Here is a 299-nt window from a genome sequence, read left to right on the forward strand (position 1 = left end):
GGTTCGAATGTCGGTGGCCCTCGGTTGACTGGGGGTATGAACAACCCCGTGGAGGTGCTGGACCGGGTCGTCGCCGACCTGGATGTGGTGCTGCGCGCGGACATGGTCGCGGCGCTGAGTGACGACGCGAAGATGGAGCTGTTGCGGGTCGCGGGGCAGGTGCAGCGGCGGGTGGAGGCGGTGGTCGTGGAGACGGTCGCGTCGGTCGATGGGCGTCCGGCGGGGTCGGGGGAGCCGGCGTTCTGCGGGCGGTTCGGGTGTCGCACGGTGAACGAGCTGCTGCAGCGGGTGCTGCGCAC

1 protein-coding gene is annotated in these 299 nt (G+C 70.9%); it reads left to right on the forward strand.

Annotation, left to right across the window (positions count from 1 at the left end; genetic code table 11):
• Positions 1-36: 36 nt before the first annotated feature.
• A partial coding sequence (locus tag DW298_RS00010; protein WP_136040461.1) for a hypothetical protein occupies positions 37-299 on the forward strand: 263 nt, incomplete at its 3' end.

Origin of the sequence: Microbacterium sp. A20 (genome assembly GCF_004794515.1) — a bacterium.
GTDB lineage: Bacteria > Actinomycetota > Actinomycetes > Actinomycetales > Microbacteriaceae > Microbacterium.